Here is a 15093-nt window from a genome sequence, read left to right as displayed (position 1 = left end):
TAATGAGTTCAAGTAAATTACCTCCTGAAGGGAGGTGAAAAACAATGAACCCTTTTGAAATTTTGCAAGCTGTAGTATCACTTGCTGATTTAGCATTTACCACTGCAGAGTATTTCAAAAAAAAGAAAGACACAAACGGCTCTAATAAAGACATTGCAGTGTCTAAAAGAGAAAGTTTGTGTCAACAGAAGCGACGCAGGAGACCTCCGTATAAAAGATACAAACGGAAGACTCATACGACAAACATTTGAACAGGTAGCTTCTTAAAGCTAGAGTGTTGCAGCACTCTGGCTTTATAATATTATATGCAAAAATCCAAGGTGTTAATCTCACTATGTTTTTTACGTTAGTAATAACATAGTTTACTCACGTAAAGTATATATTCAGTATACATTGGCCATGGTTACGTTGTAAACCGAAAACTGATAAAAAAAGTAACGATTCGATATGTTTAAAATGTTGATTTTAATTGCTCAGGAACATCAAAGTCCTCAAAAGTAAACGGTACTTCTTCCTCTAATGCTTCAGAATCAACATCAAGCCCAGCGATTTTCGCAGAATCAAAGTTCACGTCGTACAAGGTGACTCGTTCAGTACCTCGACCGGAAGATGCGTCATCCAGTACAGCTTGCAACGTGAAATAAGGATCGCTTCCCTTTTTCACATAATCCATCATAATAAGAACAAATTGAGAAGTCACTTTATAAAAAGTGGCTGTTCCCGTTCCATTTGCTCCAGTCGTTTTGTGCCCCGTCATCCGACGGCCCATGATATTGACCTCGGATTTATTTTTCTCCACATTGGCCTCAAAAGTTTTGATATGGGCCATTTCTTCTCCATCAAGAAACAGCCTGCCCTCTTTACCTGAAATGGTGTTTTGCGCTTTTAATGCCATTCCTATTTCACCTCAACATTAAAGTAGAATTTTTCAGCTGCATCCACCGGTTGAACTGCAAGATCAATCAGGAAGCCGTCACGATCATTATTCAGAGCAATTGCAATGTCATTCTCTGAATCAAAATCAGTAATGCCCCCGTTATCTTGAAGAACACTCAAGTATTGAGTAATCAGCGTTTTTACAAACTGCAGTCCGTCATTTGTAGCAGGAACGTCACTGCCGCTTGCTTTGCGAGACTTGATCAATGCTTTCAGTTGAGATGTTAGATCGTTATTGATTGTATCAAGTACACGGACAATTTTGTTTTTCTGGAACATCTTATTTTTCTCTGCTGTTAGGCTTGTGAGTGAATTAATGTCCTTTTCAACCGATACTGATTTATCACGAGGATCATAAGTAAACAAGAATTCCCCATTTGACAATCGTTCAACGATTTCGTCGTTGTCAATTCGGTTAAGGACATCTACAGCACCCTCGTATTCTACAAATGTAAGTGATTGATTAAATGTAGCCCCCGCACTTGCGCCGGCAACCCAAGCAGTAGCTTTTTCAGGAGTGATCTCCGTTCCATCTTCAAGTAGGACGCCACCAGTTACATTGATAATACCCTCATGGTCTCCCTTGTAATTTGAAAGCACACCTTGAACCTTTTGCCCTTGGTTGTCTCTCAGCCGTTTGATAAACGCAACAAACGTTGCTTTTAATTGCTCGTTATCCTCTACAGGTAGTGCAATTGTGTCAAAGTATTCCGTTTCAGCCGCTTCCAAGAAAGCTGTATAATCAGCATTGGTCGGTGTTTTGTCTGTTCCACCTGACAAGCCGATTCCGGAAGTTGCCGGAAGAGCACCGCTGACGTCTTCAGGGGCCGTACCGGTTAACGGAATAGTGACTGTTAAATCCCCTTTCCCCGTAAACGTGACATAGTTATTTGGTTTAAGCTCTTCAGCTTTAGAAACCGTTTGTTTATCAACTTCTGACTGATCAAGGTAGGTAGTGACATCAACTTTCGAAGAGTCAATAACGTTCTCCGTGATGCTGATAATGATGTCATTTCCTTTAGTACCGCCATAAAGAGCAGTAGCCTTTACACCTTCGCTAATGTCTGCTGAAGCACGAAGACCTTCCGTCAGACGATAAAGCAAGACTGTACTTGCCTTTTTCATTGCCTCACGTAAAAGCAACAGCGATGGATCATCAATATTCAACCCCACTTTTTTATTCAAGTCCTCGATGGAAGAGATAGAAATGAATTTCTTAACCTCACCCCAGCTGGATGCTATCGGCAGCGCAACTGTTCCACGTTCTCCGGCAGAAACACGGTTCTCCGCGGTCGTTTTGAAGTTAAAGTAAATACCGGCACGCTCTTTTTCCTTGCCGGGTGTGAATGTTCCGCCATTCATCTATTTGACCTCCTTTTGAAGAAACTGAGTAATCAACTTCTTCGCTTCCGTTTTTGTAATACTCGTTTTATGAACATGAAAAAGAGCACCGTCAAATACCTCGGGTTTTACCCCAAAGAGCTCTCGACTGTGCTCTCGCAAATCCCTAATATAAAAAGCATTTTCCGCTTTCTCTTTTTTAGTGGCCATCATTTCACCCCACTTTTAAATTTAAAACCATCAATTGAACGTTGTTCCTCCCGCTCATACCAATAGCGACTCGTCCAGTTTAAGACAATGGTCGCGTAATCGTCTGACACCCGTGTTTCTATTCGAGATAGCCGAATAAAATCCCCCGTATCCTCGCCAGATTCCTGCATGAGCGGAATTATGCCCCTATTGCTTCTAAGTGTATCCGCAATTCTTTCCGCTTCGTTATGGGCTTTCTGTGCGTTCTCGTGAAAGAGTTTCACGTTTAAAACATAGGCTTTCTGAAACGTAGATACTGTGTCCGTCCCATCGACCGTGGAAGCCGGTGGAAAGTAAAGAGACGGAACAGCAAAGTCCTGCGGTATTTCTTCTTCATACACTTGAACAGGATACAATTTGTATAGATAGCCCATAATTGAACCTACTTCTTGATTCATGGTAGCACCGCCTTAAAATTCTTCGTCAATCCATTGTTGCAGCTTCCGTTCAAGGCTTCTCTCAAACATCAACTGAAATATAGCGATGGCGTTATCCCAAAAGATAGACCCGTCGACCCATTGGAACTTCAGCAACATTCCGGTTTTTCTTTCAGCAGGGTCATACTCGAAACGATCTCCTTTCCATCGTCCTGGAACCCACCGGCTATCCTGATTTTTAGACGGATCGATAGTAAAGTGCCCGTCATTGACGTATGAGGCGTATTCCAGATTTGTTCCAACATCCAACTTTAAGCTGCCTTTTGTCATAGAAAAGATATTATCCTGGTCACCTCGTTGAAAAGAGTTAAGCAAGCGGCGTGTGTCTACCGTCTTCGTCCTGATAATTTCATCTTGGATAATGTCTAGGAACTCAAAACCCATAGCTTCAAGCCACTCCTCGTATTTCCCTTTCAATTCTCCACGAGAAGCACGGTTTAATGATTGAATGAACTGATCAAGACCTTTGATCTTCACAAATATTCAACCTCCCGTACTGCCGTAACTTCCCAATGATGATTCCTGACTTTGCGGGGCTTCTGTAATTTATAAGCAGTACCATCCCAAACCGCCCTGTCATTTACTCGAATATCAGTAATAGCAGGGAAATGCACAAGGAATGATTGATAAATAGCTACATTCGGTTCTTGTTGGATAATGGACTGACTCTTTTCTGTAAAATAACACGGCTGATTTTCTATGTCCGGCTCATCAGGGTACGAAAAAACCGGTTGAACATCTTCAACCGGCACCCCGAATTTTTGCTGTCTATTTTCTTTTTTCTCCTGCAGATGGTAAATGTCACATCTGTGAGTCAATAAGGATTGATAACTCATATTGATCTCATCCGCACTTTCGCTTCAATCCCTTCTAAATCAGGGTCAGCCGGTTTCACATAATCTTTTATTAATGCATACACATCAGGTTTTTGAAGAGAACTGCCATCCCCTAGAGTATATGAATAGTCACCAATTTTTTCAGTTGTATATCCTTTAATAATTGACTCGTCGCCATTTATAAGAGCATAAAACTGAGACAACTTTAATAGGGCCAGTCGAACCGTTTCAGGCAAAGGAATATACTCTGCATCTGAAAAATCATGTCCAACTTTAAGAATGATATCGGCAGTTGCCTCAAGTATATCCTGTTTTAACAACTCGTCAGGTCTGGTCTTTACAGACTCAAAAACTGAATAACTCTTTAATTCTTCGGGAGTGATTAACAGCATAGGTCACTCCCCTTTGTTATCTATTTGGTTAAGGATGTAGGCAATTCTTTCATCTGCGTTTTTGAAGTCAGACGGATTGCCACCAAGATTAGAAATAATGGATTCATGCTCTGCTTTATTCATACCTTTCAATTCCGATTCAGTATAATTTATCGGATCAGCCTTTTGATTATTAAGCTCTCGGTTTAGTACAAAATATGGATTTTCATTTAAATACTCATAGAGTTTTTTCGATACTGTTTGACTGACACCTGCTCGAAAGGTAACTCCCATCACATTGTATGTTTTGCCTTTAATAAGCTTTGCAGTATACAAGCCAGACCACCTACTCCTTCACTTTCACAATCTTGGCTACTGCGTCTTCTTCTTCAAAAACACTATCCAATTTCGCTGTCAAAACAATGATAAACATACGGCGACGGATGTCCTTATCTACTTCAATCCGAATGTTACGAGAGAATCCGAGAATAATATTCTTCGGATGAGTTAGGATGATATCAGAAACATCGGCTGCAGTATCTCCCTCTCCAATCGTATAAGGTTGTAAATTTGCAATACCTTTGATCGGAACACCAAAAGCAGATGAAAGGCCACCTTGAACAGCTGCATCCCCTAAATTTGTTTGACGATCAGCTACGCGATCTTTCCATTCGACCTCAATACCAGGCGATGTATAGAAACGGAACTCCTGTGGAATTCGCAAATATTTTGGAGGTACAGCTTTGTATCCTCGCTTGAACGTTTGGCGTGTCAGTTCCTCACCTGCAGCATCAACAATGTGAGATGTAGCTTGTTTTCTGATGCCATCTAATTGTGCAAGATATGAGTCGGATGAAGATGTATCTCCATTTACAAGCAACTCTTCAATATCAACCGCAGCACGCTCAGCTATCATTTGCATAATTGTATTTTGAAGACCATCTTTTTCGATGTTGTTTTCAAGTGTGTCATAGGTAATGTTAACTTCAGCAATTACTTCTTTTGTGCTTAAGTTAACTGTGCTAGTTGATGGAACTGACTTTTGATCTTTAGTTAGCGCAACTCCCTCTTGGGCTGCCCTTAAAATTCGCTGACCAAAACCGATCTTCTCGATTTTCTGTGTGTCATGATCCATTTGAATAACTCGCGCATCTCTTAAAATAGTTGGCGTATCTTGTACCATTCGAATAAAAGTTGAAGCTTGAGTAGGATTCATAATCCCACCGCTCTCTAAAGTAGAAAGCGTCATTTCTGCTTTATTAATAACCTCTTGATTTCTCATTCATATCCTCCTTATATATTAAAACAACCCTGACCAGATTGATTTTTGAACTTGTTCAGAACCCGATTCTTCAGTTTGCTTAGATGTTCCCCGGCTTTTTTCGATTGCTTCAATGCGATCAGCGAGCGGTTGAACAGCTTCTGCAATTGCCTTTTTCAACTTCTCGCCTTCTTTTTCAACCTCTTCCTCTGTTTTTTCTTTATCTTTCTTTTTAAGCTCTTCCTCTTTTTCTAATGTCTCGATCCGCTTCTTAATTGGCTGTAATGCTTCTTGAATGGATTTCGTTACTTCCTCCGAAGTCATTTCTTCTTCCTCCTCTTTTATTTCTACCTGACTCAGTAAATTACCAAGGGCTGCATGGGCATTCTTAATTTCTTGCAGGTTTGAAGCGGAAAACTTTCTCCCCGCCTTTTCAACTGGCTCTTCATATGATTGCTGTTGTTTACCCATAAAAAAGTTTTTGAGCAAATTAAAAAGCCCTTTCTCATCTGTTTTCTCTTGAGAAACGGGCTTTTTTTCTTGTTTTTTTATTGTCTCGGCGGTACCAGCCATTGAATAACCGGTAATTTCACCTTTTTTGATTTGCTCCCAAACTTCATCAGAAGCCTTGGTAACGAGGACCCATGAGCCTTTTTTGATGGTTTCCCCATTCATTACAAAGTCATCAGGTGCAACATAGGATTCAACCACCTCACCAACACCGCCTTGAAAATCGTGCTGTTTATCAATTTCTCGGGCATCTTTTAGGAATCCATGTGCGGCCTTTTCGATTTCTGCAGATGTCATGAAATCTCCGTGGGCATCCACTGTATCAGGTTCGTAGACAATACCATACACAAGCTTTTGCTCGTCCGCTTCTTTCGCAAAGACCTCGACTTCCTTTTGAAAGTCTGGCTGTTTTTCTGATTTCATAAAAAAGAACTGCTTTTGATTAGCAGCCTTGTCGACGTAAGAAACATGTGTGATTTTTGCGTTTACCAATTCCCTTGGCACGTTGCTCACCTCCTTTCAAAATAAAAAACCTCAATTTGCTTGAGGTTTAAATATCTTCTAGATCCTTGATTACTTTATTGCATAACGCTTCATAACTATAGGCGTCTTCTTTTTTTACAGAATTAGGATGGGCCTCCGCTACATTTCTAATATTGAACAAGGATGTAATAGTTTTAAATGTATTCTCACTAATTACTCCAACATGTTTTAACATTTTGACTCGTTTATAAAGCGTGCTAAGTTTAATATCGTAGTTTCTACAAATTTCTATAATCCTACTCTCTACCATTGACCATGAAAGTATTACCTTATATGGTGCAGCGTAATCCTCAAGGTACTTATTGTCCTTGAAATCAGCGGGTTCATAAACTCCCTCAGCATTTTTAGAATCAGAAGGCTCCTCATCAGGCTCGCTCGTATCATTCAGTTTTTTAGGCACCTCAACCTCCACATTCAACGCTTTTGCTTTATCAATCTCTTCTTTAATAAAAGTTGCTGTCCCATCCTTATAATTAAAACTATCTAACTGGCGGAGTTTATCCAATATTCCCTTGCGAAGAAGCAGAACAATGATGACAACTGCTAAAGGCCAGGATGTAAATATGGTGATTATAAACTTTGAATTCAATAAAGAAGATATAAAATGTGATATCTCTTGCCAATTAATTTGCCAATTAATATTAGCTACAAACATAAAGTACCCCCATTACAATGATGAGGTAATTATACAATTTTATTCCATATTTGATAAGACTTCTCTTCGAATCTCTTCTTTTTCTTCAGCTGACAACCCTAAAATCCTGTTATCTACTACAGGCGATAGAACACAATGACAATGAACCCGTTCGCCTGCTGAGAGTTTAGGATCCCTCGGAAACATGCAGGTCTCACCGCTACCTGGTATCTGAAATTCTTCGTCAATTCCAATAATCGTTCCGTCAAGATCGATATGATTCTCACGCGGGTTATTTTTCTTTCCTCCGCTGTGCCGCCATTTCTTTTTCTTTACTGCCGGCGACTGTGAATATGATTCATGCTGCGCGGCAGAGGAAGCGGCAAGCACTTCTGTGATGGCCGTTGTGCGAGCTCGCTCCCTATCAAATTGCGGCATTTCTTTGAGGGTCAACTCAATGTCCTCAATCGATGAACCGTTCTCAATGGCATCTGAAAGAGTGTTCTCCACAGCTTCATGAGTGTTTAACTTCATGATCTGAGCCAGTTTTTCAGACCAATCCTTAATCCAATTAATCGTACGATTGGATAAGACTTTAAAAGGAGCTTCTGGATCTATAGAGTCCATGATCACTTCGGCCAATTCTTCAATGGTCTGCTGCAAGAATCCCTCAGTCAGTTCCTGAAATTCTTCTGCGAAATCATCCTCCGCGAATAGGTTCTGAGTAAAAAACACTAGAAGGGCTTTTAACGTCTCTTCTGAGTCTTTGCTTACAAAACCTTTGAGACCATCTAAAAACTTCTTACGCTGGCGTCTGAGCAATTTGGCGATTCCTTTTTCATATTCTTCAACAAAGTTGGGTATCTTAGAAAGGCCGGGGAAGTCTGGTACACTCTCCATTAAATTCTTCCTCTCATCTTCCTCGGCTTTTTGAATAAATACGTTTAAATTTTCCAACAGCTTATCCGTTTTGTTCATCTCTTCAGATCCTCCAGAACATCCCGCATATCTTTTAATAACCCAATCATATCAGGTGTACCGGTCTTAGATTTAAACAGCGTCGCCAAAGGATCGGAAGCGGACTCAGTGCTATTCTTACCAAGCGGTCTGTTGTATTCTTCTTCGGGCCATTCTTCAAGCGTCTTACCGAGTACCCGTCCTGCCAAATCACGTAGATCATTCGGAGAAACTGCACCAGCTGTTATAAATGGTGTTAGAACCTTAGCAATTTCTAAAGGATCTCTAAAGTCAGGTCCCTTTAGCTGAAGACGAACCATATGAATCTCAAGATCATTTAGAAATAAAGCGTTCAGTTTACCTGTGATTAACTTTCGTTCAGGCTGAAACACTTGTTCCTCAGTAATCTTTCTTGCTGTATCTGCAGTCGCTCTGTTGTAATCTTGAGCTTCACCAGTATAAAGTGGAGGCAAACGAAAAGCCGATCTAATTTTATCTCGGCTCTTTTGGTCATATTCTAGAAACAAGGCATCCTCTTGAAGGATTTCAGCAAGTGATTTAATATCGACTTTCACGGGAGCAATCTCTTCATCGCCATGAATGTTTTTCCCCTTCGCTATGCCTTCCGCTTCAAGTAATAGAAACTTATGTGCGTTCTCCACCCCTTCAAGCCCACTCATGTAATCCTGCAATTGTGTATATGAGTCCTCTGACAACATTCCGTTTTCAATTGTAATGGCAGCGGGAATATGTCTACCTTGCTTGAAGTACATAAAGTTCAGCTCTTCAGCTTTACGAGCACCATACAAATTAACAATATGGCCAATCCATCTGGGCTTACCATAAGTACCGCTTCCTATTTTGAAATGAACCACTTCATTTGCTCGTTTCTCGAATGGAGTCTGCTCATCATATTGACCTGTCTCCAGATTTAAAGTGCGAGGGTCACCATACTCCTTAAAGTAAACCATACGGCCGTCAATCATCTGAACATACTTACGAAATCGTTTTTCTCTTTTGATTGATTTAATTTGTCCTTGTTCGAAGTATGTAAAATCAACTTCAATTGGTTCAGACAGTTTGCAAACCCGAACATTTTGAACGTCCATATATTCAATACCAGCTGGCTTATTTTCACCGTTTCGAATGACCTCGATAAATCCATTCCCTGTCTTTTCTCGATCTTCAATAACAAAGCCGAGTAAAGTCTCAGCTGACTCATCAAAGTGAAGATATTTAACGAACTCTTCAAGCTTTGTCCATTCACTTTCAGCTTCTGTTTTTTCATTGTTTTTCACATCTGGCGAATTCACATCAAACGAGTACTCAAAATCAAACCCAAAGCCTACAATATTTGTCCTGTAGGCATCAACACATTGCTGTAAGATCGTTGAATACTCAGCAATCATCTTTAATTCTTTGAGATTATACGGAGGCGGTAAAATATTGCTGTCATAACTGTCCGCAAATTCATCCTCATAAATTTGTTTAGTTGATTCAGTAGGTGGAGAAGCTTTGATCACTCGTGCTTTAACAGATTGTTTTGACATGCTTTACTCCTTCCTGGTCTTGATCTTTGCGGTCTTCCTTTAGATTCTTCTTTCAAATCAGTTACCTCGTAATCATCAAGCGCGTACCAGATAGCTGACAGTGTATGCGGATCTATGGTGAATTCGTCTTCTATGATGTTCCCCAGCTTATCGGTAGCATAAGTGAGCGGTTTAAGTTCATAAATCGTGTTCTCGCAACTGTCAGAGCAAATGATCTTCTTGAACCGTTTGATCTTCTTTGTGTATTGGAGGCGTGAACCCTGATACTTACGGGCACCCACCATATTAAAACCATGCTGTTGAAAATATCGGATTGTCTTAGGCTCTGCAGAATCTGCTTTGATTAATTCTTTAGTCTCTGCAAATTCCTTGAGTTCTTCGGCTGTTTTATCATCCGTCAGCCCATTTTTGTAATACTCCCAGTAGATATAGAGATATTTCTTTTCATGATCCACAGCAACCCTAACAACGGCGTTATACGACTCAACAAAACCAAAGTCCATGCCAACTCTTTTAAGTGGACGGTTAATATTAGAGATTGCAGTCATAACCTCTTCATGCGGTCGCTCTTCGAATTGTGGCAGTACCCGAATTCCATTCACGCCAAAATGACCTTTCCGCGCAATCCGGTAAAGGTCTGGGTCATATTCCTTCAATTCTTCAAGTTGCTGGACATAGCTTTCTGGCAGGAAAAGATTATCATCTGCCGTTGAGTGATGATAATAGGTGTCGTTAATTACGACAGTCCGCTTTTCATAAAGCTCCTTATCATCGAGTACAAACCGCTTCACTCGATCATCTTTAAAGAAATGTTTAAAAGTCCAATTGTCCTCTCCAACTGGATTTGTTGATAGTATCATGTGAAGCGGCAAAGTCGGGTGACGAAGACGTCCTAACAGCTCCTTGAATCCCTCATACTTCACTTCAGAACATTCCTCAATCCAAATGAGAGAAATATTATTAATAGATTTCAGTTTGGCTGGCTTATCCATCCCTTTAAAGATAATACGGCTGCCATTTGAAAACCGAATCTGCATCGGAGAAGATACACACCTAACAATATGATCTAATTTCAGATCACTTACAAGTTCATCAAAAAGAGAAAATGTGGAATCCCTATGTGTGTCGTACACTTCTCTGATTACAAGTGCAGTCCGTTTTTCTTTAAGCAATTTCAGAATAATCTTCAAAGCAACATGATAACTTTTGGATGACCCATAACCACCAACAAGAAACTGAAACTTTTGATTCCAGTCAAAGAGAAATTCTTTAAAATGTGGATTTACTTGTTTAATCACTGTCATCACCTTTGTTCACAATGGTGATTTCAAAAGGTTTATCTTCTTCGGTAAGTTCTTCAATCTCTAATTTTTTCTTGTTGATATTTAAACGCATATGCTCCAATTTAAGGCGTCGTTCGTCTTCTGCATGAGCTAATTCATCAAACTGTTTAATTAGGTTCCTGAGCTCCGCCATTGCCCGAGATTGAGCGTTCAAGAACGTAGCATGACGATCCCAAGAAAATTGAAATTCGTATTCTTCCTCTTGAATTTCGTTTGTCTCAGATAGGACAGCCTTTTTCTTTTTCAGTTCCTTAATCATTTCCTGCTTATCAGAAACGAACATGATTTTTTGTGCCCTTATAATCGCAGCATATTGAATTTGTATTTGGTCCCATATCATATCGACAGGTGAACGCTCTTGAATCCCTTCTATGATTGATAGCGTTTCTTCTGGCAGAAACTTTGAGAAGAATCCATGAGTCACAGCGTTTTGATTTCTCTGCGGTGCTCCCCCGGTATTACCTAATGCATTTTTGTTGCCAAATGGTGCACCAACTTTTTTTGTGTGCACACTTTTCTTAGAAGGCGCACCTTTTTTTCTCTGCCAACCATGCCGCTGTTTCCATGATTTGATTGTGTTTACAGACACCTCATATTTCTCGGCAAGGTCCTTGTATTTCATACCTTTGATATAATCTTTATATGCGCGAATGTACTTTTCAGCCATCTACATCCACCACCGCCTCCTTTTGAATTGAGTTGTTTTGGAAATAATATTCTCTCTAAACCACCACCGCGCTCAAGCCGTTAACCGCCAATTGTCTATCCTGAGACTTACCGGAAGCAGTTTACAGAGAATATAAAAAAGCACCTGATTATTCAGATGCTTTAACGATTGCTCCTACACTTCCTAATTCCTCAATTGAGAAAGCTTTCGGGTTAAAATCCATAGGTCTATCATAAAATTCTGTTTCATTAATATGATTTATCCAAGTACTAACCGCTTCTAACGCACTCTTAGCCTCCACTATATTCGAATAAGAATGATGCTTAATCTGATATAACTTCACGATATCACCTCCCACCTAATTATCGGATAAGGAGTGTGACAAAGGAACAATTTGCAGAATTTGTCGAACGAAAGCTCCCTTCATAAATAGGTGGCAGTTGTAAGACAAAAAGCCACCGCAGAACGCTGTTTTTTTAAAATACATAAAACCACATTTTGTAGGGTATACTTTATTGTGTAGGCGAATATAATGCTGTTTACCGCCCTAATTCACTGAGAAAGCCTCCCACTCTGTTGATCCTCTCTTAACATTGGGAGGCTTAACTCACTAAAGCGCCCTCCCGGTGGGGAAAGCGCCTGTCGATTTATTACCTATTACCATAATACCTTATTTAAAACAAAAAGGTGTGCCGTTAAAGTGCCAAATTTATGCCAAATTTATTTTAATCAGAGAATTTTTATAAAATCGTTTATTAATTGTTCTGTTGTTAATATTGTGGCAAACTCATCGTGCAATGTGGCTATAGATACATTATGAATAGTATTTGCATCATAATATGTATCATTCTGATCCTTCATACCAAAGGCTGCTGTTGCATCAGAAATCAGGTATGTATCAAATCCTAAATTGCCACTCATTCTTGTAGTTGTAGATACACAATGAGGCGTAGTTAGACCAGTTATTACTACAGTTGATAATTCATTTGATTTTAAGAACTCTTCTAAATTGGTGCCAATAAAGCTACTATTTACTTTCTTGGTTATAATCACCTCTTCACCAATAGGTTTTACTATTTCTTTTATAGCAAAACCCTCATTCTTTGGATAAAATACAGAACTAGGATTATCAGAAGTGTGTTGTATGTATATTACCGTCCATCCTTTTTCTCTCCATAATTGTAGTATCTTTCTAATGTTTTCTTCCGCCTCTAGGTTATTTCGCTCTCCCCATTTTTTGTCATCAAAGGCTTTTTGCACATCTACAATTATTAAAGCATTTTTCTTTTCGTCCACAAGACAAACCACCTATTTGCTATTCTTATTATTACATTTTAAATATAGATATCACTTTTGTACATTTACTTATACAAAAAAGCTCATCCATTTTGATAAACAGATGAGCTTATAACTTGTTTTTTTCCATTACTACCTTCCGCAAAGCCTCCCTTATCCCATCTAGTTGCGTCCTACTTTAATACATGTCTTTTTGATCCAAGCGCAAATATGTTGCACCTCTTCTCATAATGTCATCAACTAATATAAGATTTTAAAGCCGCCATTTCCCTGCCAATTTCCCCGTGTCTCTCCGTTCAAATAAAAAATGGACACCAACCAAAGCACAAATTTCACTATAGCAGGTGTCTCCATCTTTGATTAAAATCATCTAAATATAATATATTATATTTAATAACTTTACTTAGTCGGCCATTCCCATTCTTAGTTCAAATTCAAATTTTACTTACGATCTTTTTTGTCTTTTTTTCCTTTATTAAATACGTCAACGTCCACATTAATGTCAAGATTGGTTAGAAGATTTAGTAGTAACTTCCTTTTAAAATCCTTATCAGATTTTTTGTCTTTGTCACAGTCATCATGATGTTTCCAGTCACAATCATCATGATATTTCCAGTTACAATCATCATGGCGCTTATGATCATTACGATCTTTTTTGTCTTTTTTTCCTTTATTAAACACGTCAACGTCCACATTAATGTCAAGATTGGTTAGAAGATTTAGTAGTAATTTCCTTTTAAAATCCTTATCAGATTTTTTGTCTTTGTCACAGTCATCATGATGTTTCCAGTCACAATCATCATGGTGCTTGTGTTTATCATCGTGTTTCCAGTCACAATCATCATGGTGCTTGTGTTTGTCATGGTGTTTCCAGTCACAATCATCATGGTGTTTGTGTTTGTCATGGTGTTTCCAGTCACAATCATCATGGTGTTTGTGTTTGTCATGGTGTTTCCAGTCACAATCATCATGGTGTTTGTGTTTGTCACAAGGTTTATCATCACACTTAAAGTGGAATAGCTTTACAACAGAACCGCTTCCATAACAGAATCCACTGTAATTCCCTTCACATTTAATTGAAACCTTTTTGACTTCCTTAGCCACAAGAGTAAAACTACCGCTCGTTTGATTAATAGGTCTTTCAATTACTTTCCCATTTTTAAACTCAACTATAACAAACATTACGCAAGGTGGAGAAGTATAACTTTCAATTTGAATCTGGTATTCTCCAACAGGACAAGAAAATTCTTCGAAATAGACACGTTTAACTCCATTGCATGGTTGATAAATATTAAAACTGACTCCTTGCTCAGAAGGATAAACGTTGTTACAGTTCACATTAATATCTGTTTTCCCCATCATTATCACCCTTCCTCTTCACCAGAGTAATAGATTAGTTCACACAAAAGATCTCCTCTAATATCAATAATCCAGAACACCTACCGGTATAACTTCCATCACATCTTATTGAGATTCTTTTTAAGTCTTCTGAAAAAAAACTAAACGTAGTGCTTCCTGGAATAACGCGTTCAACTACTTTACCGTCGTGAAATTCAATAATAGCTGTCATTACACACGGTGGGTAACTAAAGCTCGAAATTTGCACTGAGTATTCCGCTTCTTTACAAGTTAAATCTTCAAAGTAGATACTTTCTGTACCATTACAAGGCTGGTAAATATATTCATAGAAATCACGAGTAGAAGGGACAAGAGTATTATCACAATTTACCTCTATATCTTTTAAACCCATATTTTTGTCACTCCTTTTTTATTAAATTTTTTCTTAGTTACAACCACAGTCTTTTACATTTTCGGCTACATTCAAATTCTTCAATAATAATTTGAAAGCGGTGCCGTACTTCGAATTAGTTAAAGCGCTTGTAGTGATTTGTTTTATGGCTGTGTAATAATTTCCCCCTAAATTTTCTTTATTTTTATAAAGCAACATCATACTTTGAAATTTACTTCTAAAGTTTACGTCTTCTTCAATGGCCTTATCTAGAAACGCTTCAAGTACAGTTTCTTTGTCTGCCCCATCATTAATCAGGTCCACTACATTTTGCATATTTAATGTTTTTAAATTTTCCATCAGTTTCGCCTGAGCTAAGTTCATCTTTCTCCCTCCTTTCATTAATACACATCTTATTAATAAAACACTTTAT

At 38.8% G+C, this 15093-nt stretch carries 21 protein-coding genes; 1 reads left to right on the top strand and 20 read right to left on the bottom strand.

The features are described from left to right. The first annotated feature begins 44 nt into the window (after window positions 1–44). Window positions 45–251, top strand: coding sequence for a hypothetical protein (locus MTN95_RS06195; protein ID WP_248337350.1), 207 nt, complete (start codon window positions 45–47; stop codon window positions 249–251). A 200-nt stretch (window positions 252–451) separates the two neighbouring features. Here the strand turns inward: MTN95_RS06195 and MTN95_RS06190 are convergent, their stop codons facing one another. From MTN95_RS06190 to MTN95_RS06095, 20 genes are all read right to left on the bottom strand, one after another. Beyond that, on the bottom strand, window positions 452–895 hold the full coding sequence (locus MTN95_RS06190) for a phage tail tube protein (RefSeq protein ID WP_003229930.1): 444 nt from the start codon (window positions 893–895) through the stop codon (window positions 452–454). A gap of 2 nt (window positions 896–897) precedes the next feature. Further along, window positions 898–2298, bottom strand: a complete 1401-nt coding sequence (locus MTN95_RS06185; RefSeq protein WP_248337348.1) for a phage tail sheath family protein — start codon at window positions 2296–2298, stop codon at window positions 898–900. Continuing rightward, window positions 2299–2490: a YqzN/YkzM domain-containing protein gene (locus MTN95_RS06180; protein WP_153940217.1), complete on the bottom strand. Its 192-nt coding sequence runs from the start codon at window positions 2488–2490 to the stop codon at window positions 2299–2301. After that, window positions 2487–2924: a phage tail terminator family protein gene (locus MTN95_RS06175; protein ID WP_153940218.1), complete on the bottom strand. Its 438-nt coding sequence runs from the start codon at window positions 2922–2924 to the stop codon at window positions 2487–2489. The genes MTN95_RS06180 and MTN95_RS06175 overlap by 4 nt, the downstream gene beginning before the upstream one ends. 12 nt (window positions 2925–2936) lie before the next feature. Continuing rightward, the gene (locus MTN95_RS06170) at window positions 2937–3440 is read right to left on the bottom strand and encodes an HK97 gp10 family phage protein (RefSeq protein WP_153940219.1); all 504 of its coding nucleotides are present in this window, start codon (window positions 3438–3440) and stop codon (window positions 2937–2939) included. Continuing rightward, window positions 3437–3799, bottom strand: coding sequence for a YqbH/XkdH family protein (locus MTN95_RS06165; protein WP_248337346.1), 363 nt, complete (start codon window positions 3797–3799; stop codon window positions 3437–3439). The genes MTN95_RS06170 and MTN95_RS06165 overlap by 4 nt, the downstream gene beginning before the upstream one ends. Beyond that, entirely contained in the window at window positions 3796–4191 is a 396-nt protein-coding gene (yqbG, locus tag MTN95_RS06160; protein ID WP_153912322.1) for a protein YqbG, read from the bottom strand. The genes MTN95_RS06165 and yqbG overlap by 4 nt, the downstream gene beginning before the upstream one ends. A 3-nt stretch (window positions 4192–4194) precedes the next feature. Further along, the gene (locus tag MTN95_RS06155) at window positions 4195–4506 is read right to left on the bottom strand and encodes a YqbF domain-containing protein (protein ID WP_153912324.1); all 312 of its coding nucleotides are present in this window, start codon (window positions 4504–4506) and stop codon (window positions 4195–4197) included. A gap of 10 nt (window positions 4507–4516) precedes the next feature. Next, window positions 4517–5452 (bottom strand): phage major capsid protein, encoded by a 936-nt coding sequence (locus MTN95_RS06150; protein WP_003229922.1) that lies wholly within the window; start codon window positions 5450–5452, stop codon window positions 4517–4519. Window positions 5453–5470: 18 nt separating this feature from the next. Beyond that, window positions 5471–6445, bottom strand: a complete 975-nt coding sequence (locus tag MTN95_RS06145) for an XkdF-like putative serine protease domain-containing protein (protein ID WP_153912326.1) — start codon at window positions 6443–6445, stop codon at window positions 5471–5473. Between the two features lie 46 nt (window positions 6446–6491). After that, a complete protein-coding gene (locus MTN95_RS06140; protein WP_044455008.1) occupies window positions 6492–7139 on the bottom strand; it encodes a DUF4145 domain-containing protein in 648 nt (215 codons plus the stop codon). Window positions 7140–7178: 39 nt separating this feature from the next. Further along, window positions 7179–8096 (bottom strand): phage head morphogenesis protein, encoded by a 918-nt coding sequence (locus MTN95_RS06135; RefSeq protein WP_153912328.1) that lies wholly within the window; start codon window positions 8094–8096, stop codon window positions 7179–7181. Beyond that, a complete protein-coding gene (locus MTN95_RS06130) occupies window positions 8093–9625 on the bottom strand; it encodes a phage portal protein (RefSeq protein ID WP_153912330.1) in 1533 nt (510 codons plus the stop codon). The genes MTN95_RS06135 and MTN95_RS06130 overlap by 4 nt, the downstream gene beginning before the upstream one ends. Continuing rightward, complete coding sequence (locus tag MTN95_RS06125) at window positions 9595–10923, bottom strand: PBSX family phage terminase large subunit (RefSeq protein WP_113712833.1); 1329 nt, start codon at window positions 10921–10923, stop codon at window positions 9595–9597. Before MTN95_RS06125 ends, MTN95_RS06130 begins: the two co-directional genes overlap by 31 nt. After that, entirely contained in the window at window positions 10916–11635 is a 720-nt protein-coding gene (terS, locus tag MTN95_RS06120; RefSeq protein ID WP_029727095.1) for a phage terminase small subunit, read from the bottom strand. The genes MTN95_RS06125 and terS overlap by 8 nt, the downstream gene beginning before the upstream one ends. 148 nt (window positions 11636–11783) lie before the next feature. Then, complete coding sequence (locus MTN95_RS06115; RefSeq protein ID WP_029727096.1) at window positions 11784–11978, bottom strand: hypothetical protein; 195 nt, start codon at window positions 11976–11978, stop codon at window positions 11784–11786. Window positions 11979–12364: 386 nt separating this feature from the next. Further along, window positions 12365–12931, bottom strand: coding sequence for a cysteine hydrolase family protein (locus MTN95_RS06110; RefSeq protein ID WP_029727097.1), 567 nt, complete (start codon window positions 12929–12931; stop codon window positions 12365–12367). Between the two features lie 441 nt (window positions 12932–13372). Next, a complete protein-coding gene (locus MTN95_RS06105) occupies window positions 13373–14293 on the bottom strand; it encodes a hypothetical protein (protein WP_153912332.1) in 921 nt (306 codons plus the stop codon). 31 nt (window positions 14294–14324) lie between these two features. Continuing rightward, on the bottom strand, window positions 14325–14681 hold the full coding sequence (locus tag MTN95_RS06100; protein WP_019712240.1) for a hypothetical protein: 357 nt from the start codon (window positions 14679–14681) through the stop codon (window positions 14325–14327). A gap of 33 nt (window positions 14682–14714) precedes the next feature. Continuing rightward, window positions 14715–15044 (bottom strand): hypothetical protein, encoded by a 330-nt coding sequence (locus MTN95_RS06095; protein WP_019712241.1) that lies wholly within the window; start codon window positions 15042–15044, stop codon window positions 14715–14717. Window positions 15045–15093 lie beyond the last annotated feature (49 nt).

The organism is Bacillus sp. 2CMS4F, from assembly GCF_023161785.1.
GTDB lineage: Bacteria > Bacillota > Bacilli > Bacillales > Bacillaceae > Bacillus > Bacillus halotolerans.
The sequence above is the reverse complement of the archived record's forward strand: the minus strand, read 5'-3'. Positions and strand labels throughout refer to the sequence as shown.

Coding starts and splice junctions, on each gene's coding strand:
- MTN95_RS06195 (WP_248337350.1), top strand. CDS start 45: ATGAACCCTTTTGAAATTTTGCAAGCTGTAGTATCACTTGCTGATTTA.
- MTN95_RS06190 (WP_003229930.1), bottom strand. CDS start 895: ATGGCATTAAAAGCGCAAAACACCATTTCAGGTAAAGAGGGCAGGCTG.
- MTN95_RS06185 (WP_248337348.1), bottom strand. CDS start 2,298: ATGAATGGCGGAACATTCACACCCGGCAAGGAAAAAGAGCGTGCCGGT.
- MTN95_RS06180 (WP_153940217.1), bottom strand. CDS start 2,490: ATGATGGCCACTAAAAAAGAGAAAGCGGAAAATGCTTTTTATATTAGG.
- MTN95_RS06175 (WP_153940218.1), bottom strand. CDS start 2,924: ATGAATCAAGAAGTAGGTTCAATTATGGGCTATCTATACAAATTGTAT.
- MTN95_RS06165 (WP_248337346.1), bottom strand. CDS start 3,799: ATGAGTTATCAATCCTTATTGACTCACAGATGTGACATTTACCATCTG.
- yqbG (WP_153912322.1), bottom strand. CDS start 4,191: ATGCTGTTAATCACTCCCGAAGAATTAAAGAGTTATTCAGTTTTTGAG.
- MTN95_RS06150 (WP_003229922.1), bottom strand. CDS start 5,452: ATGAGAAATCAAGAGGTTATTAATAAAGCAGAAATGACGCTTTCTACT.
- MTN95_RS06140 (WP_044455008.1), bottom strand. CDS start 7,139: ATGTTTGTAGCTAATATTAATTGGCAAATTAATTGGCAAGAGATATCA.
- MTN95_RS06135 (WP_153912328.1), bottom strand. CDS start 8,096: ATGAACAAAACGGATAAGCTGTTGGAAAATTTAAACGTATTTATTCAA.
- MTN95_RS06130 (WP_153912330.1), bottom strand. CDS start 9,625: ATGTCAAAACAATCTGTTAAAGCACGAGTGATCAAAGCTTCTCCACCT.
- terS (WP_029727095.1), bottom strand. CDS start 11,635: ATGGCTGAAAAGTACATTCGCGCATATAAAGATTATATCAAAGGTATG.
- MTN95_RS06105 (WP_153912332.1), bottom strand. CDS start 14,293: ATGATGGGGAAAACAGATATTAATGTGAACTGTAACAACGTTTATCCT.
- MTN95_RS06100 (WP_019712240.1), bottom strand. CDS start 14,681: ATGGGTTTAAAAGATATAGAGGTAAATTGTGATAATACTCTTGTCCCT.
- MTN95_RS06095 (WP_019712241.1), bottom strand. CDS start 15,044: ATGAACTTAGCTCAGGCGAAACTGATGGAAAATTTAAAAACATTAAAT.